At 50.0% G+C, this 23,352-nt stretch carries 27 protein-coding genes; 10 read left to right on the top strand and 17 right to left on the bottom strand.

Annotated elements, in window-relative coordinates; genetic code table 11:
* Window positions 1-103 precede the first annotated feature (103 nt).
* Window positions 104-478, bottom strand: coding sequence for a helix-turn-helix domain-containing protein (locus FRZ59_RS01765; protein ID WP_132127581.1), 375 nt, complete (start codon window positions 476-478; stop codon window positions 104-106).
* 245 nt (window positions 479-723) lie between these two features.
* Between FRZ59_RS01765 and ileS the strand changes: the two genes are divergently transcribed.
* The 5 genes from ileS to FRZ59_RS01740 are packed head-to-tail and all read left to right on the top strand — an operon-like array spanning window position 724 to window position 6,384.
* Window positions 724-4,116, top strand: a complete 3,393-nt coding sequence (gene ileS / locus FRZ59_RS01760) for an isoleucine--tRNA ligase (protein WP_132127582.1) — start codon at window positions 724-726, stop codon at window positions 4,114-4,116.
* Window positions 4,109-4,516, top strand: coding sequence for a TraR/DksA family transcriptional regulator (locus FRZ59_RS01755; RefSeq protein WP_132127583.1), 408 nt, complete (start codon window positions 4,109-4,111; stop codon window positions 4,514-4,516). Before ileS ends, FRZ59_RS01755 begins: the two co-directional genes overlap by 8 nt.
* Before the next feature lie 9 nt (window positions 4,517-4,525).
* The gene (locus FRZ59_RS01750; protein ID WP_132127584.1) at window positions 4,526-5,134 is read left to right on the top strand and encodes a lipoprotein signal peptidase; all 609 of its coding nucleotides are present in this window, start codon (window positions 4,526-4,528) and stop codon (window positions 5,132-5,134) included.
* A gap of 12 nt (window positions 5,135-5,146) precedes the next feature.
* Window positions 5,147-5,647, top strand: coding sequence for a DUF4112 domain-containing protein (locus tag FRZ59_RS01745; protein WP_132127585.1), 501 nt, complete (start codon window positions 5,147-5,149; stop codon window positions 5,645-5,647).
* Between the two features lie 35 nt (window positions 5,648-5,682).
* On the top strand, window positions 5,683-6,384 hold the full coding sequence (locus FRZ59_RS01740) for an SIMPL domain-containing protein (RefSeq protein WP_132127586.1): 702 nt from the start codon (window positions 5,683-5,685) through the stop codon (window positions 6,382-6,384).
* Window positions 6,385-6,564: 180 nt separating this feature from the next.
* Here the strand turns inward: FRZ59_RS01740 and serS are convergent, their stop codons facing one another.
* A complete protein-coding gene (serS, locus tag FRZ59_RS01735; protein WP_132127587.1) occupies window positions 6,565-7,839 on the bottom strand; it encodes a serine--tRNA ligase in 1,275 nt (424 codons plus the stop codon).
* Window positions 7,840-7,888: 49 nt separating this feature from the next.
* On the opposite strand from serS, the gene rsmI reads away from it, so the two are divergent.
* Genes rsmI through FRZ59_RS01720 form a run of 3 tightly spaced genes read left to right on the top strand, consistent with a single transcriptional unit; the run spans window position 7,889 to window position 10,803 of the window.
* On the top strand, window positions 7,889-8,575 hold the full coding sequence (gene rsmI / locus FRZ59_RS01730) for a 16S rRNA (cytidine(1402)-2'-O)-methyltransferase (protein WP_132127588.1): 687 nt from the start codon (window positions 7,889-7,891) through the stop codon (window positions 8,573-8,575).
* Window positions 8,562-10,298: an apolipoprotein N-acyltransferase gene (lnt, locus tag FRZ59_RS01725; protein ID WP_132127589.1), complete on the top strand. Its 1,737-nt coding sequence runs from the start codon at window positions 8,562-8,564 to the stop codon at window positions 10,296-10,298. Before rsmI ends, lnt begins: the two co-directional genes overlap by 14 nt.
* Window positions 10,299-10,326: 28 nt before the next feature.
* Window positions 10,327-10,803, top strand: coding sequence for a CAP domain-containing protein (locus tag FRZ59_RS01720; RefSeq protein ID WP_158640494.1), 477 nt, complete (start codon window positions 10,327-10,329; stop codon window positions 10,801-10,803).
* Window positions 10,804-10,842: 39 nt separating this feature from the next.
* On the opposite strand, the gene FRZ59_RS01715 is transcribed toward FRZ59_RS01720, so the two are convergent.
* The 3 genes from FRZ59_RS01715 to FRZ59_RS01705 all read right to left on the bottom strand — a co-directional run bounded on the left by FRZ59_RS01715 (window position 10,843) and on the right by FRZ59_RS01705 (window position 13,894).
* A complete protein-coding gene (locus tag FRZ59_RS01715) occupies window positions 10,843-11,403 on the bottom strand; it encodes an outer membrane beta-barrel protein (protein WP_132127591.1) in 561 nt (186 codons plus the stop codon).
* 83 nt (window positions 11,404-11,486) lie between these two features.
* Complete coding sequence (locus FRZ59_RS01710; RefSeq protein WP_132127592.1) at window positions 11,487-13,238, bottom strand: NAD+ synthase; 1,752 nt, start codon at window positions 13,236-13,238, stop codon at window positions 11,487-11,489.
* A gap of 11 nt (window positions 13,239-13,249) precedes the next feature.
* Window positions 13,250-13,894, bottom strand: coding sequence for a porin family protein (locus tag FRZ59_RS01705; RefSeq protein ID WP_158640492.1), 645 nt, complete (start codon window positions 13,892-13,894; stop codon window positions 13,250-13,252).
* Between the two features lie 43 nt (window positions 13,895-13,937).
* Here FRZ59_RS01705 and gldB point away from each other — a divergent pair, with 43 nt between their 5' ends.
* Window positions 13,938-14,945, top strand: a complete 1,008-nt coding sequence (gldB, locus tag FRZ59_RS01700) for a gliding motility lipoprotein GldB (RefSeq protein ID WP_158640490.1) — start codon at window positions 13,938-13,940, stop codon at window positions 14,943-14,945.
* Here gldB and FRZ59_RS01695 read toward each other — a convergent pair.
* Entirely contained in the window at window positions 14,917-15,147 is a 231-nt protein-coding gene (locus FRZ59_RS01695) for a hypothetical protein (protein WP_132127595.1), read from the bottom strand. The two genes, gldB and FRZ59_RS01695, sit on opposite strands and share 29 nt — an antisense overlap.
* 120 nt (window positions 15,148-15,267) lie before the next feature.
* On the opposite strand from FRZ59_RS01695, the gene FRZ59_RS01690 reads away from it, so the two are divergent.
* Window positions 15,268-15,918: a tetratricopeptide repeat protein gene (locus tag FRZ59_RS01690; protein WP_132127596.1), complete on the top strand. Its 651-nt coding sequence runs from the start codon at window positions 15,268-15,270 to the stop codon at window positions 15,916-15,918.
* 340 nt (window positions 15,919-16,258) lie between these two features.
* Here FRZ59_RS01690 and atpG read toward each other — a convergent pair whose 3' ends face one another.
* The 11 genes from atpG to FRZ59_RS01640 form a co-directional block, all read right to left on the bottom strand.
* Window positions 16,259-17,155, bottom strand: coding sequence for an ATP synthase F1 subunit gamma (gene atpG / locus FRZ59_RS01685; protein ID WP_132127597.1), 897 nt, complete (start codon window positions 17,153-17,155; stop codon window positions 16,259-16,261).
* A 19-nt stretch (window positions 17,156-17,174) separates the two neighbouring features.
* Window positions 17,175-18,746 carry a F0F1 ATP synthase subunit alpha gene (gene atpA / locus FRZ59_RS01680; RefSeq protein WP_132127598.1) on the bottom strand — a complete coding sequence of 524 codons (1,572 nt, stop codon included), beginning with the start codon at window positions 18,744-18,746 and terminating at the stop codon, window positions 17,175-17,177.
* Window positions 18,747-18,760: 14 nt separating this feature from the next.
* Window positions 18,761-19,318 (bottom strand): ATP synthase F1 subunit delta, encoded by a 558-nt coding sequence (gene atpH, locus FRZ59_RS01675; RefSeq protein ID WP_132127599.1) that lies wholly within the window; start codon window positions 19,316-19,318, stop codon window positions 18,761-18,763.
* Complete coding sequence (gene atpF, locus FRZ59_RS01670) at window positions 19,318-19,812, bottom strand: F0F1 ATP synthase subunit B (RefSeq protein WP_132127600.1); 495 nt, start codon at window positions 19,810-19,812, stop codon at window positions 19,318-19,320. Before atpF ends, atpH begins: the two co-directional genes overlap by 1 nt.
* 115 nt (window positions 19,813-19,927) lie before the next feature.
* The gene (gene atpE, locus FRZ59_RS01665; protein ID WP_132127601.1) at window positions 19,928-20,143 is read right to left on the bottom strand and encodes an ATP synthase F0 subunit C; all 216 of its coding nucleotides are present in this window, start codon (window positions 20,141-20,143) and stop codon (window positions 19,928-19,930) included.
* 55 nt (window positions 20,144-20,198) lie between these two features.
* Entirely contained in the window at window positions 20,199-20,573 is a 375-nt protein-coding gene (locus FRZ59_RS19335) for a F0F1 ATP synthase subunit A (protein WP_262713146.1), read from the bottom strand.
* 26 nt (window positions 20,574-20,599) lie between these two features.
* Window positions 20,600-21,352: a F0F1 ATP synthase subunit A gene (locus FRZ59_RS19330; RefSeq protein ID WP_262713145.1), complete on the bottom strand. Its 753-nt coding sequence runs from the start codon at window positions 21,350-21,352 to the stop codon at window positions 20,600-20,602.
* Between the two features lie 14 nt (window positions 21,353-21,366).
* Window positions 21,367-21,753 carry a hypothetical protein gene (locus tag FRZ59_RS01655; RefSeq protein WP_132127603.1) on the bottom strand — a complete coding sequence of 129 codons (387 nt, stop codon included), beginning with the start codon at window positions 21,751-21,753 and terminating at the stop codon, window positions 21,367-21,369.
* Window positions 21,750-21,971 carry an AtpZ/AtpI family protein gene (locus FRZ59_RS01650; protein WP_132127604.1) on the bottom strand — a complete coding sequence of 74 codons (222 nt, stop codon included), beginning with the start codon at window positions 21,969-21,971 and terminating at the stop codon, window positions 21,750-21,752. Before FRZ59_RS01650 ends, FRZ59_RS01655 begins: the two co-directional genes overlap by 4 nt.
* Window positions 21,925-22,386 (bottom strand): bactofilin family protein, encoded by a 462-nt coding sequence (locus FRZ59_RS01645; protein ID WP_132127605.1) that lies wholly within the window; start codon window positions 22,384-22,386, stop codon window positions 21,925-21,927. The genes FRZ59_RS01650 and FRZ59_RS01645 overlap by 47 nt, the downstream gene beginning before the upstream one ends.
* A gap of 56 nt (window positions 22,387-22,442) precedes the next feature.
* Window positions 22,443-23,315, bottom strand: a complete 873-nt coding sequence (locus FRZ59_RS01640; protein ID WP_132127606.1) for a M23 family metallopeptidase — start codon at window positions 23,313-23,315, stop codon at window positions 22,443-22,445.
* Window positions 23,316-23,352 lie beyond the last annotated feature (37 nt).

Below are 23,352 nucleotides of genomic sequence, written 5' to 3'. Positions count from 1 at the left end.
GATTCTGCCGTAGCTTTATATTTTACATAGGATGGTTTGCTCCTGCTGTTTGCTGGTACAGGAGAACGGCAGAACCAATAAGGAATTTCAGCGCGGAAACAACTTAAAGAGCGGCCTGGGCCCGATCTCTTTCCATTTCAAGCCGCTGCTTTTCTTCCAGTAAAACGATGATCTTTTTCTGAAGAGTAATGATCTCGCCCTCACTGTCGTACAGTTTTTCCTTGAGCTTCTGCAATTCGCTTTGATACTTTTTTTGTTCTTCCTGGTTGTGATAGGTGATCAGTTCTACCACAGAAAGCCCGAAAAGGTCAGCGATTTGTTTCAACCTTGAATAGTTGATGTCAGTAAAACCGCACTCGATTTTTGAAAACGCCGGAGCTGTGATTCCCAACCTTGTTGCGACCTGCTCCTGGCTCCAATTCTTTGTCTGACGCAAAGCCTTGATGTTTTTTCCGATTGTATTGTCCGTATTTTTCATGATTCAAAAACAAAGTTAAGAGTAATTTAAACATTCTCAAATAGAAATTTAACAAAAGTTACAAATTTGTTACCCGTAGAAACCCTTCTTCCTTAAAAATATGTTCCCGGGATATGACCGGACATTGCCCGGTACTGGCAGAAAACTACAACAAATTGTATCTTTGCATTTTAATACAAGAAGCTCCCGGAGCGGGAAACACCGGGTCTTTCTTCTTATTTTTCTTTTATTAATTATACAGACCATTGCCATACAAAGAATACAGACTGCTAGATTTACCTGGGGTAGGAAAAGAAGTATTAGCATATTGGGAAAAAAACGGCATCTTCGAACAAAGCATTCGTTCGAGGCCGGAGGATAAATCGTTCACCTTTTATGAAGGCCCTCCTTCCGCCAACGGTATTCCGGGTATCCACCATGTAATGGCTCGCGCTATTAAAGACATCTTTTGCCGGTATAAAACCCTCCGGGGATTCCGTGTGGAGCGCAAAGGTGGCTGGGATACGCACGGGCTTCCTATTGAGCTGGCTGTTGAAAAGGCGCTGGGCATTACCAAAGAAGATATTGGGGTGAAACTTTCCGTGGAGGAGTATAACCAGGCCTGCCGCAAGGAAGTCATGAAATATACGGATGTCTGGAATGACCTTACCCGGAAGATGGGCTACTGGGTGGACCTGGATAATCCCTATATCACCTACGAAAACAAATACATTGAAACGCTCTGGTATTTGCTGAAAGAACTGCACCGGAAAAATTATCTCTACAAGGGATATACGGTTCAGCCCTATTCTCCGGCTGCCGGCACCGGCCTCAGCTCCCATGAATTGAACCAGCCCGGCACCTATAAAATGGTAAAGGACACAACGGTTGTGGCACAGTTCAAGCTGAAGTATGAAGATATTTCCTCCTGGCTGTTCGAATCGGCGGAGGAGCCTGTTTACTTTCTGGCATGGACCACCACGCCCTGGACGCTTCCATCCAACTGCGCCCTGGCGGTAGGCCGGAAGATCGGTTATGTAAAAGTAAAGACCGTTAATCCCTACACCAACCTCCCGGTGAGCGTGATCCTTGCCCGGGACCTGCTGGGCAGCTTTTTCAGGAAAGAAGATGAAGGCGTCCCCGAAGAATACCGCCCCGGCGATAAGCATATACCCTGGCAGCAAGCGGCCGGGTTTAGCGGCGAACAGTTACTGGGTATTCATTATGAACAATTGCTGCCTTATGTAAGCTCCCCTGAGCTGGAAGAACATGCATTCAGGGTGATTCCCGGCGATTTCGTCACTACTGAAGACGGGACAGGCATTGTTCATACGGCATCTGTCTTCGGGGCCGACGACTTCCGGGTATGCCGTGAGAACGGGGTGCCTTCCGTCATGGTTCGGGATGAGAACGGGAAAGAAGCTCCCCTGGTAACCAGGCAGGGGAAATTTGTGAAGGAAGTCGTTGATTTCGCCGGGATGTACGTTCGCGAAGAATTTTATACCGCGGAGGAGCGTCACGCACCCGGCTTCAAATCAACGGATGTATTGATCGCCATTAAATTAAAGGAAGAGAACAAGGCCTTCCGGGTAGAGAAATACGAACACTCATATCCCCATTGCTGGCGTACTGACAAGCCGGTATTGTATTACCCTCTTGATTCCTGGTTTATCCGTACCACCGGTTCCAGGGAGCGTATGGTGGAGCTGAACAAGCAAATCAACTGGAAACCTGCTTCTACAGGCACCGGCCGTTTCGGAAACTGGCTGGAGAACCTGGTTGACTGGAATCTTTCCCGTTCCCGTTTCTGGGGAACGCCCCTGCCTATCTGGCGGAGCGAAGACGAAAGCGAAGAAATTTGCATTGGTTCAGTAGCTGAACTGAAGGAAGAATTGCAGAAAGCGAATGGAAGCGGGCTGCTGAACGAAGAAGAAGTAAAAAGAAATAAGGAGTACCTTCAAAAGCTGGGAAACGGCGATTTCGACCTTCACCGTCCTTATGTAGACGGGATCGTGCTGAAAGGCGAAGGCGGGAATAAACTGTACCGGGAAACGGACCTCATCGACGTTTGGTTTGATTCCGGTTCCATGCCCTATGCACAATGGCATTATCCTTTTGAGAATAAGGAGCTTTTCAGCAAGAATTTCCCGGCTGACTTTATTGCCGAAGGGGTGGACCAGACCCGCGGATGGTTTTTTACCCTGCATGCCATTGCCGTCATGCTGTTTGATTCAGTGGCTTTTAAAAACGTAGTCTCCAACGGGCTGGTCCTGGACAAAAAAGGGAACAAAATGTCCAAGCGTCATGGAAATGCCGTGGATCCGTTTGAAACGATAGAAAAGTATGGCGCTGATGTAACGCGCTGGTACATGATCTCCAATGCTTCGCCCTGGGACAATCTGAAATTCAATATGGAAGGCCTGGGTGAGGTACAGCGAAAGTTTTTCGGAACGCTGTTCAATACCTATGCCTTCTTCGCACTGTACGCCAATATAGACGGTTTTGTGTACAAGGAAGAGGAGATCCCCGCCGCTGACCGCCCGGAAATAGACCGGTGGATCATTTCCCTCCTGAATTCCCTCACGGAAAAGGTAGACGGGTATTACAAAGATTACGAACCTACCAAAGCCGCGCGGGCTATCCAGGAATTCGTGGATGAGCATCTCAGCAATTGGTACGTACGGCTTTGCCGGCGCCGTTTCTGGAAAGGAGATTATACGCATGATAAGATCTCAGCTTACCAGACGCTGTATACCTGCCTGGAGAGCATTGCACAGCTCATGTCTCCCATCGCGCCCTTTTACAGCGATCGGTTGTTTATGGACCTCAACGAAGTAACGGGAAGGCGGAACGTAAATTCGGTACATCTGACTATGTTCCCGCCTGCGAACACAGCATTGATAGACGAAGCGCTGGAAGAGCGGATGCAGCTTGCGCAGGATATTTCTTCCATGATCCTGTCGCTGAGGAAAAAGGCCGATATCAGGGTGAGGCAACCCTTGAGAAAGGTGCTGTTGCCGGTTTTGAACGAATCGTTTCGCGAACAGGCGGATAAGGTAAAGGACCTGATCCTTTCAGAAACCAATGTCCGGGAAATAGAATATGTATATGATACTACCGGGATTCTCGTGAAGAAGGCCAGGCCCGATTTTAAGAAACTGGGCCCGAAAGCCGGAAAGCAAATGAAGGAAGTAGCGGAGGCGATCAGCAGTTTTTCAAAGGAGGATATTTCCAGGCTGGAGAACGATGGTTATATCGAATTGGTATTGAGCGACCGGACTTTCACAGTTGACCTTGACGAGGTAACAATATCTTCCGAAGATATCCCGGGCTGGCAGGTTGCTTCTTCGGGAGGACTGACGGTTGCGCTGGACATCACTATTACCGAAGAGCTTAAAAATGAGGGAATTGCAAGGGAGCTGGTGAACCGCATACAGAATCTCCGGAAAGAAAAAGGCTTTGAAGTAACCGACCGGATTACTGTGAAACTGGAGGAAGCGGAATTGGTGAAAACTGCAGTAAAGAATAATTTAGCTTATATTTGCGCCGAAATATTGGGTGATTCTTTGGAATGGGCCCGGAAGGAACAACTCAATGGTGATACCATCGAGATGGAAGATCAGGATATAAGGATTGAAATATTAAAGAGCCATGAGTAAAACAAACGGAGTAAACGGAGAGGAACAAAAGACGAGGTACTCAGACGCTGAACTGCAAGAGTTTAAGGAGCTTATTCTTGACAAACTGGCTAATGCAAAGCATGAGCTTCAACTGCTGACCGCTACCCTAAGCAACCCCAATGACAATGGCACGGACGACACCGCCGGAACGTATAAAACCCTGGAGGATGGTTCTGCTACCCTGGAAAAAGAACAGGTGAACCAACTGGCGGTCCGGCAGCGTAAATTCATTGCCAACCTGGAGGCCGCGCTGGTTCGAATTGAAAACAAGACGTATGGCGTTTGCAGGGAAACCGGCAAGCTGATCCCCAAGGAGCGATTGCGCGCTGTACCCCATACGACACTTAGTATGGAAGCCAAGCTGAAGCAGCAGAGCTAACATATACAAATGAAAAGAAGCGTAAAAGCCATACTGCTGATCGTTATTGTGCTGGTGATCGACCAGGTTAGTAAAACCTGGATAAAGACCAATATGCAGCTCGGAGAAGAGTTCCGGGTGTTAGGGGACTTTTTTCTTATTCATTTCACCGAGAATAACGGGATGGCTTTTGGCCTGGAGTTCAGCGGGGAATACGGAAAGCTTTTCCTGACCGTATTCCGGCTGGTGGCAGTAGGCGTGCTGGGATACGGATTGCATTACGCCATCAGGAACCGCTATCACCGGGGTTTTATTTACTGTATCAGCCTTATCCTGGCCGGGGCGATGGGAAACATTATTGACAGTGTTTTCTACGGCGTGATTTACGATTATGCACCGCTGCTGCATGGCAGAGTCGTGGATATGTTCTATTTTCCGATCATACGCGGCTATTACCCGGACTGGTTTCCTTTCTGGGGCGGAGAATCCTTTATCTTTTTCCGGCCGGTCTTCAATGTGGCCGATTCTGCGATCAGCGTAGGCGTTATCCTTATTCTGATATTCCAAAATAAGTTTTTTGCGTCCGAGAGGAAACACTCCGGGAAGGAGGATCTTCAGTCGGAAGTGATCGAAGTGTGAACCAGTAATGGTATGACCATATCCAGGGCAGAACGGGACCTGCAATTCGCCGAGCGGCTGGCAAAGCTGCTGGATACATCCGTCCGCTTGCCAGGAACCCGTTTTCGTTTCGGCCTTGATCCCCTTATCGGGCTTTTTCCCTTCGTAGGCGATATCATTACGCTGGTCATGTCTCTGCTACTTGTTGCCATCGCCCTTCGCAACGGAGCAGGCGGGAAATTGGTGGTAATGATGATCGGGAACATCCTGGTAGATACCCTTGGGGGAAGCATTCCCCTGATCGGGGCGATTTTTGACTTCTTTTATAAATCAAATACCAAAAACCTGGAACTTTTGCGGGAGCATATCCTGGAGAAAAAACATACCGGAAGCGGGAAAGGCCTTGTTTTAGGGGCCCTGATCTTGCTGCTGGGCCTGTTCATTGCCCTGGTGTACCTGATTGGCATCATTATTTCCGGGTTTTTCCATGCATTTCCGGAAGTCTATAACTGGCTTGTGGAATTGTTCAGCTGAAAGCATCTCTAATACAAATACAAATTTACATTGACATGAAAACTTTACTTATTACAGCAGCAACAGCAGCATTCGCTGCATTTTCTACCGCATCAACGGCGCAGCAGGCGCCCGGACCAGCATTGGTAACAGTCGGAGGAGAACACATTATTAAAGTGGCGCCGGATGAAGCCGAAGTGAGCTTTATGGTATCCAGCAAACTGAAGGAAGCCCCGGAAGTACAAAAGGCAAACGACGCGGTTGTGGCAAAGGTGCTTGCTTACCTGGCAAAGCAGGGGATAGCGAAAAGCGATATCCGTACTACCCGCGTGAGCCTGAACCCTTATACGGAATACGTAAGCGATAAAGAGCGGAAACAATTATACATGGCACAGCAAGCGGTGACCTTCCGCCTCGAAGACCTGGATAAGCTGTCGGGCATACTTTCCGGCCTGGTGGACCTGGGTGTGAATAATATCGAGAACGTGGAATTCAAAGCCTCCAATATGAAAGAATTGCAGGCGGAGGCGAGAGCCAAGGCGGTTGTAGATGCAAAGGCAAAGGCCGAAACGCTCGCCGAACCTCTCGGCCAGAAAGTAGGAAAAGCCTACCAGATCACCGATCAGACGTCCGATAATGATCAGCCCCGCCCCATGATGTACCGCATGGAAGCAAAAGCCGCTGACTCAGCCGCAAGCATCGCGCCCGGCGAGATCTCCATCAAAGCGCAGGTGATCGTCCAGTTCTATCTCCAATAAGATCACCCGCCCTTTCAATCATTTAAAAAGATTACGCCCCGGGAACCCTCTTTAGCAGGAGCCCCCGGGGCGTAATCTTTTCAGCCGCCCACCAAAAACCAAAAACCAAAAACTTTAAACCTTGAACTTTAAACCTTGAACTTTAAACTTTAAACCTTGAACTTTAAACCTGAAAAAGTCCTAACGGAGAACTTCGAAGCCCGTATAAGGGACAAGTGCGGCCGGCATACGGATCCCTTCCGGGGTTTGGTTGTTTTCCAGGAGGGCGGCAACGATCCGCGGCAAGGCCAGCGCGCTGCCGTTAAGCGTATGTACCAGCTGAGGTTTGCCTCCGTCGCGGGGGCGGAATCTTAATTTGAGGCGGTTTGCCTGGAAGGTTTCGAAATTGGATACGGAACTTACTTCCAGCCAGCGGTCCTGGGCGGCGCTGAACACTTCCAGGTCGTAGGTGAGAGCGGAGGCAAAGCCTAGGTCACCCCCGCAAAGTTTTAAGACCCGGTAAGGAAGTTCCAGTTTTTCCAGCAGCGACTGCACGTACACGCACATGGATTCCAGTACTTTATAGGAGTTATCCGGATGGACCACCTGAACGATTTCCACCTTGTCAAACTGATGGAGCCGGTTCAGGCCGCGGACATGGGCGCCGTAAGATCCGGCCTCGCGGCGAAAACAGGGGGTATATGCCGTGTTCTTTGCCGGAAGTTCTTCTTCGGAGAGGATCGTATCCCGGTAAAAGTTCGTAATAGGTACTTCCGCCGTGGGGACCAGGTAAAGATTGTCGCCTGTTATATGGTACATCTGTCCTTCTTTGTCCGGAAGCTGGCCGGTTCCGAAGCCGGACTGTTCATTCACCAGTACGGGCGGCTGTACTTCGCGGTAGCCGGCCTTTCCGGCTTCATCCAGGAAAAAATTGATAAGTGCGCGCTGCAATTTCGCCCCGTTTCCTTTATAAACAGGAAAACCTGCGCCGGTTATCTTGGTGCCGAGTTCAAAATCAATGATGTCGTATTTGGCTGCCAGCTCCCAATGGGGCAGGGCGCCGGCGGGAAGGGATGGCTTACTTCCCTGGCTGAGCATGACCTCGTTGTCTTCTGCCGTGTTTCCGCGGGGAACCGAATCATGGGGTAAATTGGGAAGCTGTACCAGGGCATCTTCAAGTTTCTGCTCGTATTCGGCCAGTTCTTCCGCCAGCTGCCTGGCATCTTCCTTTAATAAAACAGAGGTGTGCCGCGCCTTTTCCATTTCGTCCCGCTGTCCTGTCTTGACCAGCTCCCCGATGCTTTTTGCCATATTATTGGCCTGTGCCTGCACATTATCCAGCTGGCTCTGGGTGCGCCGGCGAAGCTCATCCAGCCTTATCACTTCATCAACAAGTTCCGGTTCCTTGAAATTCTTCAAAATTAGCCGTTCTTTTACGGTCTCTTTCTGCTCGCGTATATAGCTGATCTGCAGCATCGGTTTTATGTTTGTTAAAATACGGCACTAAGATATAAATTGTGAAGATATGAATGGTAAACTTTATCTGATCCCCACGCCCATCGGCAACCTGGAAGATATTACTTACCGGGCGGTGCGCATCCTGAAAGAAGCCGATACCCTGCTGGCGGAGGATACCCGCCACGCGGCCCGCTTGCTGAAACACCTGGGTATTGACCGGAAAACGCATGCCCATCATCAGCACAATGAACATAAGGCCTTAAAGGGCGTCATTCATCTCCTGCAGGAAGGCCAGCAGGTGGCCCTGGTAAGCGACGCGGGTACGCCGGGAATATCGGATCCGGGTTTTCTTTTGGTCAGGGAATGTATACGGGAGGGGATTGCCGTGGAAACCCTGCCCGGGGCTACTGCCTTTGTTCCGGCGCTTGTGAATTCAGGGCTTCCCTGCGACAAATTTTGCTTCGAGGGTTTTCTGCCCGTAAAAAAAGGCCGGCAGACACGGCTGCAGGCCCTTTCGGGCGAAAACCGGACAATGGCCTTTTACGAATCTCCCCATCGCCTGCTGAAAACGCTGGATGAATTTATCGCTGTTTTCGGCGCCGTCCGCCAGGCTTCCGTATCCAGGGAACTGACCAAGGTATTCGAGGAAACCGTCCGGGGGAGCCTGGAAGAACTAAAAACCTATTTTGAGAACAATGCGTTAAAAGGAGAATTTGTAATTTGCGTGGCAGGAGAAAGATATGAGGAAAAATAAACTGCTTCTCCCTGTGTTGAGCGGGGTACTCTGCTGGCTGGCCTGGCCGCCCACCCACCTGGCGCCTCTGTTGCTGGTGGCCCTGGTGCCGCTTTTTTATTTCGCGGATGAAGCATTGCGGTCGCGCAATCCCGGGCGAACTGTTCTGACAGGCGCATTGCTCGGATTTGCCGCATGGAATACGCTTTCCCTCTATTGGATCTATTTTGTCGCTTCGGGAGTAGGGGCCGTCGTGGGCCTCGCGGTGGTGCTGGTGCCCATTTTGTTTGGAACGGTATTAATGACTCTGCCGTTTTTTCTTTATCACAAAACACGGAAGTACGCTGGGCCCAACGTAGGGCTGGCGGCTTTTTGCGCCTACTGGATCGCTGCAGAATACCTTCATCACAAATGGGATTTTGCTTTTCCCTGGCTCTCGCTCGGAAATGGGTTTGCCAACTACCCTTCCTTGGTTCAATGGTATGAATACACGGGGATCTTTGGCGGCACACTTTGGGTATTGCTGGCGAATATCCTGGCCTATCGTTTACTGACCGGCTTTCTTGCTTTGAAACGCGCAAAAAAAGACATTCCCGAAGAAACGCCGCCAGGAACCGCCGCGACGGATGCCGGCGTTCCGCGGCTAATGGCCTCACAGCAGCTGAGCCTAGGCCGGCGGGAGTTCTACCTGAAAAGGTGCCTCCCTTTTACCATTATACTTCTATTCCCCATGATCTTCTCACTCGTGATCTATTTCAATTACGAGGAAAAAGGGAGTCCTGTGAACGTAGTGGTTGTGCAGCCTAACCTGGACCCTTACGGGGAAAAATACAATGGTGTTTCGGAAAAGGAGCAGCTTTTGAGGCTGGTCACGCTTTCCGATTCCCTTGGGCAGCCCAATACCGAATATTTTATATGGCCGGAAACCGCGATCGGTACCGGGCAGCCCTTGGTAGAAAACCGGCTTTACGATGAATACTCCATTAAAGTGATCCAGGGTTTCCTCGAAAAATACCGGAATGGGAACGTAATAACGGGAGCAAGTACCGTGCGCATCTACGATTCGCCCGCTTCTCCTACCGCCCGGAAATTCAGGGATGCGGAGCAATACTACGATTATTACAATACCGCCCTGCAGATCGAAAATAACGGACGGGTACAGGTGTATCATAAAAACAAACTGGTGCCCGGCGTGGAGCAGTTTCCCTACCGGAGATACCTGGGCTTCCTGGATAAGCTGATGATGGATATGGGAGGAACTTCAGGAACGCTGGGCCATGAAGATGAACAAACGGTATTTTACAGTCAGAATGGCATTGGCGTGGTCCCTGCAATCTGTTATGAATCGGTGTTTGGCGGTTTTATCGCAGATTTCGTTCAAAAAGGCGCCCAGCTGATCTGTATTGTTACCAATGACGGCTGGTGGGGAAATACAGCCGGCTATAAACAGCATGCCGCCTATGCGCGGCTAAGAGCCATTGAAAGCCGCCGGAGTGTGGCGCGTTCGGCGAATACCGGCATTTCGATGCTGATCAACCAGCGCGGAGACGTAATGAAACAGACAAGCTGGTGGGTTCCCGCTGCCATCGGGGGAGAGCTGAAATTGAATGCCGATCTCACTTTTTATGTGAAGCACGGCAATTATCTGGCGCGGATAGCGACCGGTATCGCACTTTTGTCACTCGTAGGCCTGTTGATCCTTTCCGTAGCCCGAAATGCCGGAAAGCAGGGAGGGCGATCATAAAACTACCGTATCTTCGTTAGCAATTTGTATGTTTTTAAAACTAACCTTTTCGCTTTTACTCCTGGTAACCTGCTCTCCTTACGGAAAGAAGGAAACACCTCCTCCTTCACTAAATGAAATGGAGCAGCAGGTGGTACAATTAGTGAACAAGTACCGTCGTTCCAAAGGCCTTTCTCCGTTGCGGACCGATCCGGCCATGCAGCAGGAGGCGGAAAGGCACAGCCTGAATATGGCCCGCGGCCGCATTCCTTTAAGCCATAATGGGTTTGAAGGCCGCATCCGGAACGTCCGGGAGAAAACAGGTGTAAAAGGCCGTTCAGGTGAAAATGTGGCGGAAGGTTATAAGACAGCCCGGGAAGTGGTTGACGCCTGGATCAGGAGTCCCGGCCACCGCAAACACATGCTTGGCGCCTTTGACCTGACAGGGGTAGGAATCGTCCGTTCCCGCAACGGGAATCTCTACTTTACGCAATTGTTTATTGCAGTAAAATATAACAGTAAGTAACCCGGGCTGCCCATCCGGTCCGGTTCTCCCGGCCCGGACTTATTCCATTCTTTCTGCTAAACGCCTGGTAGGCAGGTATATCTGGAATCCTACTCCAAGATTAAGATTGTTGTTGGTGGTGGAATTACCCAGGCCAACTGTCAGGTTGTATTTCAGCAGGGCCTCCAGGCCGATATTTTCCGTGATGAAATAGGTCCATCCGGGGCCGAAGCCGATCCCGATCCCGTTGGTGTTCGCGGCTCCGTTATTCCCGTGGAAACCTGCATTGGCTTCCAGGAAAAACCTGGAGTCACGTACGATGACGACGTCGGCATCGCTGATATAATACCGGCCCAGGGCGCCAATACCATAGTTAACAATGGCGTCGTTGCCTTCTGATGCGATTATACCCAGTTCACCGTAGCCGCCCAGGGCCATGTTATCCCTGACAAAATACGCAATTTTGGGAGTGAGCGTCATCTGGAATGTGGTACTTTCATCCTGGAAGTCCAGCCGGAAGTTGGAGATATTTCCTCCAACCAGCAAGTTCCCTTCTTCGGTTTGTGCATGAGCAAAAGTCACAGCAGCCAGCAAAGCTGTTAAGGCGAATAGCTTTTTCATAATCATTATTTTAGTTTTACAAAGGATACAGGACTGCTACTGCAAAAATTGTGCAAGCTCTTCTGTAAAAGATGTAGATCTGATTATGAGAGATATTTGCCAACTATGGGCATTCTCCTTCCCATGCCGAAGGCCTTGGGCGATACCCTGAGAATGGGAGGGACCTGGTATCGTTTATACTCGTTAAGGTTGACCATGCGAATGATCCTTTCCACCGTATCTGCTTCGAATCCCTGTTGCACGATTTCGGCTGTGGTCTTTTTACCTTCAATATACTGGAATAATACCTTGTCAAGCAGCGCGTAGTCCGGAAGCGAATCGCTGTCTTTCTGATTCGGACGCAGCTCGGCGGAAGGCGCTTTAGCAATTATATTAACAGGGATCCGCGCCGCTTTTTCGTTAAGGTAACGCGCGAGCGCATAGACCTGCATTTTATAAACATCTCCGATCACCGACAGCCCCCCGCACATGTCCCCGTAAAGGGTGCCGTAACCAACCGCGTTCTCGCTTTTATTGGAGGTGTTCAGCAGGATATAGCCGAATTTATTGGACAAGGCCATCAGAAGCGTCCCTCTTACGCGGGCTTGCAGATTTTCTTCTGCCAGGCCAAAGGGGAGATCCCTGAACTGGGGCTTGAGTTCGCTCAGGAAGCACTCATACACGTTTGCAATAGGTATCAGTTCGTGCCTGCATCCCAGCAGGCTGATCATTTCCAGCGAATCGCTCACGGAATGTTCCGAAGAAAAGCCGGAGGGCATCAGTACCGCCAATACATTTTCTTTACCCAGCGCCTCACAGGCCAAAGCCAGTACCAGCGCGGAATCTATTCCGCCGGACATGCCAAGAATCGCCTTATCAAAACCGGATTTCCGGAAGTAATCCCGGATCCCTGTGAGCAAGGCCTGATGGATACGGGAAATAGCCGTTGCGGATATACTGTCATCGTATGAGGAGGGAAGAGCCGGGGCATAAACGGCAGCCAGTTGCTCCGGAGTCCGTTCGGCGGCGGAGGATGCCGGGGAGCCGGCGGCCGGTGTAAGATCGAAGGCGGGCGGGGAATTTTCCTCCTGAGCGGCTGTTTCATTTATTTCGAAGAGCTGCAGGTCTTCTTTGAAGTATTTTAGTTCGCCAAGCAGGTTGCCCTGCCGGTCAAAGGCCAGAGAACCTCCGTCGAAGATCAACTCCGTCTGAGAGCCGGTATGATTGACATATAGCAGCGGAAGGTGGTACTTGCGGCAGTTGGCGCGCAGTACGGCAATCCGGGCTTCGCGGTGAACATAATCAAAAGGAGAGGCGGCAATATTGATCATCAGGGAGGGCTTCTGCCTGATCAGTTCATCCATGGGTGAGGCCACGTACATGGGATCCTCGTCCGAATTCCAAAGATCTTCGCAAATGGTGAGGGCTATCCGCTGTCCTTTGAACTCGATAACGGAATGGCTGCGGTTATGTTCAAAATAGCGGTATTCATCGAAAACATCATAGGTAGGCAGCAAAGATTTGTCCACGCGGGCCTTTACCGCGCCATCTTCCAGAAAATACGCGGAATTGTACAGGTTCTTCCCTTCCGGGACAGGATTCCTTGCGGGAGCCCCGACAATGGCCGCTATTCCCTTGCATACTGCTGCAATAGCTTCTACGGATGCTTCACAACGGTCAATGAATTCGTCCCACTCCAGGAAATCCCGGGGAGGATAGCCGCAGACGGCCAGTTCGGCGAACACAACCAGGTCGGCGCCCATTTCCCTTGCCTCATGGATGGCGCGGGTGATCCTGGTAATATTCTCCTCGAAATTCCCGATATGATAATTCAGTTGTGCAAGTGCGATCTTCATGAAAAGCTGTGTTAAAAGAATACGCCGATATCCAGGGAAATATAGGAAGCCGTTCCCTTTCGTCCGCCCTCAAAAACATCGGTAAAGCCGTTATTAAAAGTGATCCCGCCCAGCAGGCGCGTATTGCCGCTGAGGTCGTAAATTGCGCCGCCTCCAATGGCCAGCCCCAGGCGGAATGCGCTGATCTCATCGTCGACGTCCAGCTTGGACTGGTCCGTCTTCAGGTCGGGATTGGCCAGGTCCAGGATCGTACGGTCAGCCCGGGCTTTAATGTTAACGCCGCCTTCCAGTCCGAACAAGCCGTAGAATACGAGCGGGCCGTTTTGATCCGTTTTCAGCCGAAGCGTTACCGGGACTTCCACGTATTGGAGGCGGTATTTGGATAATACGGTATTGCCCTCCTGGTCGGGTTCGCGTGTTTTTCCACCTGTGGAAGTAATTTCCAGTCCTGTGCCGAAGGTGTAGCGGTCGGAAATGTAAAAGTCTGCCATTAAACCATAGGAAAACCCGGTAAGCCCCCCGTCTGAGCCCATATTATCCGAACTGGGTTTGATCCAGCCAAAAACCGGGTGAGCCCGGAGCCCCAGTTCCACTTCCTGGGCCGAGGCGAGTGAGGCGGCGGAAACAAATACTATTAGAATGGCCAACTTTTTCATAATTTTAAGCTTTTGAAGACGTCTGCTAATAAAATAAAAATTCATGGTAAAGTTTAGCGTGCTAACAAAAATATTACCCCTTTGCTGCATTTTGTTCGCCTGTACGCGGGCGGGGAAGGACGGTTCTCCGTCGCCGCTTTCCATCCAGCGCGCCGAGAAGGATTTGTTTGCGTTAGATACCATGCACTTCAGCACGTCCATACAAGCGCTGTCTGAAGAGTACCCTTCTTTTCTTCCTACCCATTTCCGGAATGTCCTGGGAATTGATCCCGCAGACACGGCAGGGCATACACGTTTAAAGAACATGCTCTCCAATCCCTATATCAGGGCGGTAGCTGCGGACATCGACTCGGTTTACCCTTCCCTGGAAGGTCTGAGCGCTGATCTGGCAGCCGCGTTCGGGCGTTACCATGAATATTTCCCGGGGCAGCCTGTCCCGCAGGTGTTCACCTATCCGGCAAGCCTGTCCGCCTTCCGGCCAGCCGTCTGGAATTCCGACAGCCTGCTTGCCATTGGCCTGGACTGCTTTCTGGGCGCTGATTATTACTTCTATCAGACCACTTCCTTTCCCAGGTACGTTACCCGGCGGTTTACTCCCGCTCATCTGGTACCTACCGCGATAAAAGGCTATATTCAATATCATTTTCCTCCCCGCGGGGAACAGGCGACATTTCTTGCAGGTATGATCTACGAGGGAAAGGTACTTTACCTGCTTGACCGCCTGCTGCCTGAAACCCCTGATTCGCTTAAAATAGGGTACACCCGGGAGCAAATGGGATGGGCCACCACTTACGAACGAAATATCTGGGCTTATTTTATTGAGCAGAACTTATTGTATTCCACTGTTGCGCTGGATTACAGCAAGTACCTTGATGAAGCGCCTTTTACATCCGGCCTGGGCCCCAATTCGGCTCCCCGGGCAGGAGCCTTTACCGGTTGGCAGATCGTCCGCAAATACATGGAAGAAAATAAATCCGTTAGCCCCGCCGAATTAATGGCCGATCCTGATGCCCAGAAAATACTCAGGTTATCGGGGTATAAGCCCCGCTAAAGAAGGTTTGATCTTTCAACTCGAATTTATGATCCTTACGGGGTTTCTTTTTCTTCTTTTTTTTATCAGATAAAGGGTGATGCGGATTATTGGGGTTTTTATACCATCCTTTATGTTTACCGTTGTCATGACGGGTCGTCACGCAGGAAGTCATTGCAAGGCTGCCCATGATCAGCAAAAGGAAGCATACTAATTTTCTCATATCAATTTTTCTCTTACCCTAACAAAAACAAGTCCAATTACAATCGAGGCAGGGAGCCGCTTAGGAATCAGGCGCGCTTTTCGTATCTTTGGGCCTTTACTGAAATCCTGTCCAAAGAAAATGAGAGCTTTAAGAATATTTGAATTATATCGTTTCCCCGCAGGGATCCTTTTATTAATTGGCGGTGGCGTACTGGCTTTTACCGGCGATTGGGGGTGGGCCATCACGTGCTGGGTGCTGGGCGCTTTATTTATTTTCACGCACCTCTTCCTTGGGCCTATGCGCCTGGTACAGGAAGCGGTTGAAAAAGGAGACGTGGAGGAAGCGATGCGAATGATGAAAAAAGTTACCTTCCCTAAATTGCTTTATAAACCTATTCGTTCGGCCTATTATTTTATGCAAAGCAATCTCCAGATGGCCAACCAAGACCTGGATGCTGCCGAATCAACGATTCGCCAGACGATCAAATCAGGGGTGGGTTCCAAAGATTATGAGGGGATGCCTTATTTCCAGCTCGGGAACATCGCTTATCAAAAGAATAACCTAACGGAAGCCTTTAAAAACCTGCGTAAATCCGTACAATTGGGACTGCCGGATAAGGAGAACCTGGCCACAGCCTATTTGACGCTCGCCTCGATTTCCATGAACCGCCGTGATTTCCGAGGCGCCAAAAATTATTTTCGCCAGGCTAAAAACCTCAAACCTACTTCTAAGGAGCTGGTGAGCCAGATCCGGGAGATGGATCGAGCTATTTCCAAAATGGGACGGTAACCCGGAACGCTTCACCGGGCTTATCGCCCTCTAAAGAAGCAGATGAAAGTTCTTAGAAATTTAAAGGTTATCTTTAATTTCCAGGAGTCTAGCAGTAAAAAAATCCGAAGCGGTTGATGCTTCGGATTTTAAAGGATTAAAAGTCTTAGCTGAGCTTGCACCGGAGAACTTCCGGGGGCGGTGTGGTGCTGTTGCCGGGTAGGGAAGCCGTTCCTTTTGGAAAAACCTTTGGGCGGTTCCCCTTTCAATACTCTGGCAATAGCTTACAGGACCTTCAGGCAAGGTAGCTCCCCCGTGAGGCCTTGTTCACCCGCCGGGATGCGCCGGCATGGAAGATGCCTTAATCTCCCGAAGACAAAGCGTTAGCGCCGCTGACGATCTCAAGGATCTCGTTGGTGATGGCGGCCTGGCGGGCGCGGTTGTATTGCAGGCGCAGGCTGCGCAGCAAATCACCGGCGTTGTCCGTAGCTTTATCCATGGCTGTCATACGGGCGCCATGCTCGGAAGCATGCGAATCAAGTAAGGCTTTATAGAACTGCATTTTCACCGATTTAGGGATCAGTTCTTCCACGATAGCCTGCTGCGAGGGCTCCAGAATATAATCCACCCTATGCGAACCGGCGGAGGCTTGCTGTTGTTCGGCTCCGGCTTTCTGAATAGGAAGCAATTGCTCGGTGGTAGGGATCTGTACGGCGGCGTTCCTGAACTGGTTATAGATCATGACCACTTTGTCATATTTGCCTTCCACATATCCTTCCATTACTTCTTCGGCAATTGCCGATGCATTGGCAAAACTCAGATTGTTGAACAGCTCATTATGATCGCCAGTCACCTGGTAGCGGTGCTTTTGGTAATAATCCTGCCCTTTTTTACCTACCGCAATTATATGCAGGTTACCACTTTTTTTGAGAGCAGCGTATTCAGCAGAAATAAGATTGTTGGCCGTTTTGATTACGTTCATATTGAAACTGCCGGCCAGGCCCCTGTTGGAGGTGATCACCAGCAGAAGGACATTCCGGGCATCCCTTTCCTGCGCAAACACGCTGGAATTGTCTTCCATACTGGCTGAAAGATTGCCCAAAATTTCCCGCAGCTTATTAGCATAAGGCCGCATTTGGACAATTGCTTCAGTTGCTCTCCTGAACCTGGCAGCCGAAACCATTTTCATGGCTTTGGTGATCTGCTGGGTGGATACGATAGAGCTGATGCGGCCCCGAACTTCTTTTAAATTAGCCATTCCTTATGCTGATCTTCAATTAGTATTTGGATGCGATTTCCTTTGCCAGGGTCTCGATCGTACCGGTGATCTGCTCGTCCAGCTTACCTTGGCGGAGCTTATCGAGAACATCACGGTGACGCACTTCCATCTGGTGCAGGAACTCTTCTTCGAATTCTTTTACCCGGTCTACCGGGACATTGCTCAGCAGCCCTTTGGTGCCGCAATAAATAATTGCGATCTGCTTCTCTACCGGTACGGGCTGATATTGGCCCTGTTTCAGGATCTCTACGTTGCGGACACCCTTGTCCAGGATAGCTTTGGTGGCAGGATCCACAGCGCCGAATTTGGCAAAAGCTTCCAGGTCACGGAACTGCGCCTGGTCGAGTTTCAGCGTACCCGCTACTTTTTTCATGGATTTTACCTGGGCATTACCACCCACACGTGATACCGAAATACCAACGTTGATGGCAGGACGTACCCCGGCGTTGAAAAGATTAGCTTCCAGGAAGATCTGTCCGTCGGTGATGGAGATTACGTTCGTAGGAATATAGGCCGAAACGTCACCAGCCTGGGTTTCAATAATCGGGAGCGCCGTGAGGGAACCGCCTCCTTTTACTTTTCCCTGGAGGGAAGCAGGCAGGTCGTTCATGGCCTGGGCAATCTCGTTCGTCTGATTGATCTTCGCCGCACGCTCCAGCAGGCGTGAGTGCAGGTAAAATACGTCTCCCGGGTAAGCTTCACGTCCCGGCGGGCGGCGAAGCAGCAGGGAAACCTCGCGGTAAGCGACAGCCTGCTTTGACAAGTCATCGTAAATGATCAGGGCCGGCCGGCCGGTATCCCTGAAGTACTCGCCAATAGCGGCTCCTGCAAAGGGAGCATAAAATTGCATGGGAGCGGGGTCGGAAGCGGAAGCCGAAACCACTACCGTGTAGGGCATGGCGCCTTTTTCTTCCAGGGCCTTTACCACTTGTGCCACTGTAGAGCTTTTCTGGCCGCAGGCAACATAAATACAGTAAACCGGTTCCCCTTTTTCGTAAAATTCCTTCTGATTGATGATCGTATCAATAGCAACCGCAGTTTTGCCGGTCTGACGGTCGCCGATGATCAGCTCGCGCTGACCCCGTCCGACGGGGATCATGGCGTCAATAGCCTTTATACCGGTTTGAAGCGGTTCGTTTACCGGCTGGCGATAAATAACACCGGGCGCTTTCCGTTCCAGCGGCATTTCAAATACTTCCCCTTCCACCGGGCCTTTCCCGTCAATGGGCAGGCCTATCGTGTTCACTACCCGTCCCAGCAAGCCTTCTCCTACATTAATAGAAGCAATGCGGCCGGTACGCTTAATAGTGTCACCTTCCTTCACATCTTCTGTACTTCCCAGCAGTACCACCCCCACATTGTCTTCTTCAAGGTTCAGTACGATGCCCTGGAGGCCATTATCAAATTCAACCAGTTCTCCTGACTGAACTTTGGTGAGGCCGTAAACCCGGGCAATCCCGTCACCTACCTGGAGGACGGTACCTACTTCTTCCAGTTCTGCTTCTGACTTGAATCCCGACAATTGTTCGCGCAGGATAGCGGATACTTCATCTGGTCTTACTTCTGCCATGATATTCTATTAAATTAAATCTTTGATTCATAAAAACGGGAGGTGAGTTCCTGTTTCAGCACTCCCAATTTGCGGGCAATACTTGCATCGTACTGCTTGTCGCCTACGTTCAGAATAAATCCTCCGATGAGGGAGGTATCTATTTTATTTTCCAGCTGTACTTCGCCCGGCGTGATCTGCTTGATGATCGTACCTATCTTTTCCAGCTGTTCGCCGGTAAGCGCCGAAGCGGAAACCACACTGGCTTTTACAATACCTTTATACTTGTTATACTGTTCAAAAAACTGCTTTGCCGTGTCGTAGAGCAATACCTCGCGGTTTTTGCGGATCATTATATCGAAAAAGGCAAGGCTAAGCTTGTTGATCTTTCCTTCAAACAATTTATGGAGGATCCCCTGCTTATCGTCGCCGTCTATCACGGGACTGGAAAGCACGGCCCGCAGCTGCGGGTGCGCTGCCAGGGTATCATAGAACAGGCTCATATCCTTCTTTACCTCTTCCAGGGAGTTTTGCTCGATGGCAAGATCAAGTAAGGATTTGGCGTACCTGGCGGAGACTTTTGATTCGGCCATTAGTTCAATTTCATGTTTTCGAGCAGGTCAGCTACCAGGGTTTCCTGTTTCTTCTGGTCTTCAAATTGCTTTCCGATCACTTTTTCCGCAATTTCAAGGGAAAGCAACGCTACCTGGTTCTTTACTTCTGCCAGGGCGGCGGCTTTCTGCGTGTTGATCTCTTCCTTTGCTTTGGCGATCATACGCGCACCTTCTGCCTGAGCCTGCTGTTTTGCTTCGTTCACAATACCTTCGCGGGTAGCTTTGGCTTCCTTCAGGATCTTGTCGCGTTCAAAGCGGGCCTCCTTAATAAGGCGTTCGCTTTCGGTATTGAGCTTTACCATTTCTTCCTTGGCCTTTTCGGCAGCCAGCAGGGCGTCTTCGATTGACTGTTCCCGCTCGCGGAGCGCAGCCATGATGGGCTTCCATGCGAACTTTCCAAGGATGAACAGGAGCAGCAGGAACGCTACGGTGGTCCAGAAAACCATTCCTATCTCGGGGGTAACGATATCCATTGAATAATTTTTATGTAATTATGAGCGTCTTTGTTTTAAAACAGCCTGCCGCCATTATATCCTTGATATGACACTAATCGCGGACAGGCTGTCGGTCTTTTGAAACATCCGTTCCTTAGGAAGGATTGTTTCCCAAAAGGGCTACAACGATACCAAACAAGGCAGCGCCTTCTACGAGGGCGGCTGCAATGATCATATTGGTCTGGATCTTTGAAGCGGCTTCAGGCTGGCGGGCAATCCCCTCAACAGCTGAACCACCAATCCTGCCAATACCGATACCGGCTCCGATAGCGGCCAGTCCGGCTCCAATTGCTGCGATACTTCCAATCATTGTACTATGAATTTATATATGAAAAAAATTAGACCCTATTTGTGATGCTGTACTATTAATGTTCCTCCGCATGTTCTGCAATAGCCATTCCGATGAACAGCGCCGAAAGCAGCGTGAAGATATAAGCCTGCAGAAATCCTACCAGCAATTCCAGTACGTCCATGAACAGTACAAAGATCACCGATACAGGCGATACAGCAATTGTTTTGAAAATGAAAATAAGCGATACCAGGCTCAATACCACGATATGGCCGGCAGTAATGTTGGCAAATAAACGGATAATCAGTGCGAAAGGCTTTGAAAAAACACTGATGATCTCTACCGGGATCATGATGGGATAAAGCCAGACAGGGACATGTGGCGCAAAAATATGCTTCCAGTAGTTCCTGTTCCCGTTAAAGGTGGTAATTAAAAACGTGATGGTCCCCATGACAAACGTAAAGGCGATATTGCCGCTCACGTTGGCTCCCCCGGGAAGAAAGGGATCAGTCCCATTATATTATTGATCCAGATGAAGAAAAATACCGTCAGCAGGAAGGGCATGAACCGCGCATACTGGTGACCGATATTAGGCAGGGCAATTTCATCCCTTACAAATAATACGATCGGCTCCAACGCAGACTGCAGGCCTTTCGGCGCCTTCCCTTTTCGTTTCTTATAGGCTCCCGCCATGGAACAAAAGATCAGCAGCAGCAATGCCACCGATAATAACATAGCGGCGACGTTTTTCGTAATGGAAAAGTCCAGGACGCGCTCATTCAACGGGTGGCCTGCTTCATCCAGGTTCAGGGCGCCGTTTTCGTCCAGCTTATAGATCTTCTCATGGAAAAGCCCGAATCCTTCGTGTTTGTACCAGGTTTCCGTTGTTTCCTTGCCTTCCGCGGAATAGGTAACTTCCTGCGGATGGTGATAAAAATGAGAGGAAGAGAATGTTTGCAGCCCGTCTTCGGTATACAGGATCACGGGCAGGTAAATAGCGGTGTGGCCAATAATATGCCACTCATGCGCATCCGCGATATGATGCATAATGGCGCTGGCAGCATCAAATTCTTCTTCTTCCTGAACGCCTTCCTGTTCATGCTGAACTTCATGGCCGGCCGGTTCCTCCTGTGCCTGGAATGCCTTTACGGGGGCAGACGGGAGCAGAAAAACGCCAAATGCCAGAACTGGAAGGAGATTTTTTAAAGTGAAAATGCGGCTCAAATGCATTTATTCGTGGATTTTTACGTGTTTTTTTGAGCGCGCAAGTTAGAAATAATAACAGTAATTTCAAATACTGAAAAGAATAAATAAAGCAGCATAAAATCCAGCACGAACCAGAGTTCGTTTTCCAGGCCGCCAAGGATGAAAAAAGCGGCAAAAACACCGGACAAAAGAAACTTCCCCATCAGGGCGGCAAGAGACCCCACCACGTAGGCCTGGTCACCCTTGCGCCAGGCGGCATAATTGGCCAGAAAGAACAGGAGCCCGGCCGCCACCTGGAAAAGATAGATAAACCAGACTTTTTCATGCAGCCAGGGCGGACCAAACAGGTACACCAGCAGGGCCGTCAGTATCGCCATCAGCCCGGAGAAAACGCCGAATGACGTGAGAATGCGTAGCAGGTTCAAGATTTAAGCTGTTTAATAACGGCGTAAAGGGCTATGCCCACTGATGAAAGCGATAGTAAAACAGTAAAAAGGGGGTAGGCCCCGACCCATTCGTCCATTTTTACCCCCAGCCAGGTAAGCCCGCCAATGATCGCCAGCATCTGGAAACCAATGGCTGAATAACGGGCATAATTACGCAGGGACTCCGATTTTCTTTTCTGCTTCCGGGTTTCCTTCATGATGTTTCCCGTTCCTTGGCATTACTTCGGCGGCGGGCGCTTCCCCCATATGACAATGACCGCTGAAAACAGCGCCGGCCTCCACGACCAGTTTGCCTGCATGCACATCGCCTTTTATGTGGCAGCTGGATTTCATGAACAGGATCTCGTGGATGCGCATATTGCCGTTGTACTTTCCGAAAATATCGGCATGCTGACAAATAATATCCCCTTCCACTTCACCGGTTGTTCCGATCACGACTTTCGATTTCGAAGTGATCCGGCCGGTGACTTTACCGTCCACGCGGAGGTCGCCGCGGCAATTGATTTCCCCCTCTATCACGGTTCCGGCGCTTATCAGGTTTACAGAACCATTGCCATTCCCGTTAAGGGAGGGTTCTTCGTTATCAAATGACCTTTTGTCTTTACCTAACATAGAATTTGGTTGTTTATGGTTAAGTGCTGTGTTAAGTATGAACTCGCAGCACTGGTTTAAAATCGTATAAAATCAGCCGGGTTCACGGGGTTGCCGTTATACCAGATTTCGAAATGAAGATGAGGGCCTGAGCTGAATTCACCTGTATTTCCCACAACCCCAATGGCCTCCCCTGACCTAACAAAATTACCAACTTTTTTAAAGATTACCGAACAATGTTTGTAAAAGGAAACAATGTTATTGGCATGCTGAATGGCTATTACATTTCCGGTTTCCGTGGTGAAGCCGGAGAAAATCACCATGCCGTCCAGGGCCGCTTTGATCCCCTCGTCTTTTTGGCAGGCCACGTCAATGCCGTAGTGCCTGGCCCTGGCGTCAAAGTGCTGAGTGACCATTCCTTTAACGGGAGTAAAAAAAGTATGATCACTGATCGAAGTTTTTTCCCTGGCAATGGTGCTTCCTTCCAGGCTATACCTGTCCTGGTTTTCGATATAGGACCTGAAGGCCGAATCGGCGCTGCTTACCGTCAGGTCTACTTCGCCCGCCGTGCCCGGGGTCTGAAACTCACCCATCTCATTCAAAGCGGAGGAATCTCCCGCCGTTCCGTTAATGATATCCTGGATATTCCCGATATAGGCCTTTTGCGCAATGAGAACGGCTTCAAGCGAATCCGCCATATAGGCCGTTTCTGTGATCTCTTTCCGCAGGGTCAGGTCTGTATACCCGGGAATATATTCTTTCAGCGGCGTAAAGATGAGCAGGGCGGTGGTCAGCAAAATAAGCACGATAACGATCACGCTGGCAGCGACCAGCACACTGATGCGATTCAGCGTTACGGAAGCTTTTTCTTCGAACGTTTCGTTATTGAGGATAACCAGTTTGTACTTATCCTTTAATTTTTCGGTTATCTTGCGTTTCTTCTGTACCATTCCCGGTGCAACCCCTAAAAAGGCCGGGGGTAAAGTT

Source organism: Anseongella ginsenosidimutans (assembly GCF_008033235.1).
Taxonomy (GTDB): domain Bacteria; phylum Bacteroidota; class Bacteroidia; order Sphingobacteriales; family Sphingobacteriaceae; genus Anseongella; species Anseongella ginsenosidimutans.
This window is presented reverse-complemented; position numbering and strand designations above follow the sequence as displayed.

Bases quoted from the DNA above. Each gene is read 5' to 3' on its own strand.
- FRZ59_RS01765 (WP_132127581.1), bottom strand. From the start codon at position 478: ATGAAAAATACGGACAATACAATCGGAAAAAACATCAAGGCTTTGCGT.
- FRZ59_RS01755 (WP_132127583.1), top strand. From the start codon at position 4,109: ATGAGTAAAACAAACGGAGTAAACGGAGAGGAACAAAAGACGAGGTAC.
- FRZ59_RS01750 (WP_132127584.1), top strand. From the start codon at position 4,526: ATGAAAAGAAGCGTAAAAGCCATACTGCTGATCGTTATTGTGCTGGTG.
- FRZ59_RS01745 (WP_132127585.1), top strand. From the start codon at position 5,147: ATGACCATATCCAGGGCAGAACGGGACCTGCAATTCGCCGAGCGGCTG.
- FRZ59_RS01740 (WP_132127586.1), top strand. From the start codon at position 5,683: ATGAAAACTTTACTTATTACAGCAGCAACAGCAGCATTCGCTGCATTT.
- serS (WP_132127587.1), bottom strand. From the start codon at position 7,839: ATGCTGCAGATCAGCTATATACGCGAGCAGAAAGAGACCGTAAAAGAA.
- rsmI (WP_132127588.1), top strand. From the start codon at position 7,889: ATGAATGGTAAACTTTATCTGATCCCCACGCCCATCGGCAACCTGGAA.
- lnt (WP_132127589.1), top strand. From the start codon at position 8,562: ATGAGGAAAAATAAACTGCTTCTCCCTGTGTTGAGCGGGGTACTCTGC.
- FRZ59_RS01720 (WP_158640494.1), top strand. From the start codon at position 10,327: ATGTTTTTAAAACTAACCTTTTCGCTTTTACTCCTGGTAACCTGCTCT.
- FRZ59_RS01715 (WP_132127591.1), bottom strand. From the start codon at position 11,403: ATGAAAAAGCTATTCGCCTTAACAGCTTTGCTGGCTGCTGTGACTTTT.
- FRZ59_RS01710 (WP_132127592.1), bottom strand. From the start codon at position 13,238: ATGAAGATCGCACTTGCACAACTGAATTATCATATCGGGAATTTCGAG.
- FRZ59_RS01705 (WP_158640492.1), bottom strand. From the start codon at position 13,894: ATGAAAAAGTTGGCCATTCTAATAGTATTTGTTTCCGCCGCCTCACTC.
- gldB (WP_158640490.1), top strand. From the start codon at position 13,938: ATGGTAAAGTTTAGCGTGCTAACAAAAATATTACCCCTTTGCTGCATT.
- FRZ59_RS01695 (WP_132127595.1), bottom strand. From the start codon at position 15,147: ATGAGAAAATTAGTATGCTTCCTTTTGCTGATCATGGGCAGCCTTGCA.
- FRZ59_RS01690 (WP_132127596.1), top strand. From the start codon at position 15,268: ATGAGAGCTTTAAGAATATTTGAATTATATCGTTTCCCCGCAGGGATC.
- atpG (WP_132127597.1), bottom strand. From the start codon at position 17,155: ATGGCTAATTTAAAAGAAGTTCGGGGCCGCATCAGCTCTATCGTATCC.
- atpA (WP_132127598.1), bottom strand. From the start codon at position 18,746: ATGGCAGAAGTAAGACCAGATGAAGTATCCGCTATCCTGCGCGAACAA.
- atpH (WP_132127599.1), bottom strand. From the start codon at position 19,318: ATGGCCGAATCAAAAGTCTCCGCCAGGTACGCCAAATCCTTACTTGAT.
- atpF (WP_132127600.1), bottom strand. From the start codon at position 19,812: ATGGATATCGTTACCCCCGAGATAGGAATGGTTTTCTGGACCACCGTA.
- atpE (WP_132127601.1), bottom strand. From the start codon at position 20,143: ATGATTGGAAGTATCGCAGCAATTGGAGCCGGACTGGCCGCTATCGGA.
- FRZ59_RS19335 (WP_262713146.1), bottom strand. From the start codon at position 20,573: ATGGGGACCATCACGTTTTTAATTACCACCTTTAACGGGAACAGGAAC.
- FRZ59_RS19330 (WP_262713145.1), bottom strand. From the start codon at position 21,352: ATGCATTTGAGCCGCATTTTCACTTTAAAAAATCTCCTTCCAGTTCTG.
- FRZ59_RS01650 (WP_132127604.1), bottom strand. From the start codon at position 21,971: ATGAAGGAAACCCGGAAGCAGAAAAGAAAATCGGAGTCCCTGCGTAAT.
- FRZ59_RS01645 (WP_132127605.1), bottom strand. From the start codon at position 22,386: ATGTTAGGTAAAGACAAAAGGTCATTTGATAACGAAGAACCCTCCCTT.
- FRZ59_RS01640 (WP_132127606.1), bottom strand. From the start codon at position 23,315: ATGGTACAGAAGAAACGCAAGATAACCGAAAAATTAAAGGATAAGTAC.